This is a genomic window from Limnospira sp. PMC 289.06, from assembly GCF_032350395.1.
GTDB classification, from domain to species: domain Bacteria; phylum Cyanobacteriota; class Cyanobacteriia; order Cyanobacteriales; family Microcoleaceae; genus Limnospira; species Limnospira platensis.
Map to the genome: position 1 here is coordinate 1 of NZ_JARPLC010000380.1, position 852 is coordinate 852.

Consider the following 852-nt stretch of genomic DNA (forward strand, 5'->3'; position numbering starts at 1 on the left):
ACGATAAATTCGCGTTTTGTAGTGCAGTTAAATCTGGAGAATCAGGCACATTCCTAGTGATTAGTCAAGCACAATTCCGAATTAATTTACCTCACCTATGGATATTCGGTAAAGGTGTATCAGGTGATTTTGCTAACTTCAATGATAGGGATTGGAGTTATTCCAAAGGTGATGAAGAATTATTAGCTGTCAGGTTTTTTATTGAAAAATACGAGACTGAATATAACGGGAAAAAACGATAATACACCCCTACAATGCTAGAACTTGCATTGCTTAAAATAATAGAAAGTGACGCAATGCTTACAGACGGTTCTGTGATGTTTACAGCAACAATAAACTTAGGGCAATCATCAGTCATACCTTCTAACAGGATATTAGAAGGAAATATCGGAGATGATAATTTCAACTCTGACATTTCTAATATCTTCTATATTGAGGATATAGAAGAATTTGATGAACGGGTAGCTAATTACTCTATCGCTGATATTGACGCTTTCATTGAATCCAAAACCCAAAAAATGGTGGCTTTGGTGGTAAACCGAAATACAAAACCTTTGAAGAAAGGCTAACAGAAGGGGCTAAGGTTTTGGATTGTGACCCTAGCTTTGAGAGCCTTTATAACAAGGTTAAACAACTTGATTCTAATGTATTAATTGCATTAATTGAATTACTGCGATTAATGTAGTCACAAATAAATCCCCCCTAAATATTTAGGGGGGAATAACTACCATACCATGTCAACAAGTCAAGAGCGATAAGAGTGTACCATGTCCGACGACTATATCGATTATAGGCTAATCAGAAGCCAAATGTCATCTGAACTTGACGAAATAATCACGGATGGCAATTTAG

General features: G+C 36.0%; 2 protein-coding genes. Both read left to right on the forward strand.

Features of this window, described 5'->3' with window-relative positions:
- A partial coding sequence (locus P5674_RS25325) for a hypothetical protein (protein WP_315643342.1) occupies positions 1 to 242 on the forward strand: 242 nt, incomplete at its 5' end.
- A gap of 12 nt (positions 243 to 254) precedes the next feature.
- On the forward strand, positions 255 to 569 hold the full coding sequence (locus tag P5674_RS25330) for a hypothetical protein (protein ID WP_035736216.1): 315 nt from the start codon (positions 255 to 257) through the stop codon (positions 567 to 569).
- Positions 570 to 852: the final 283 nt, after the last annotated feature.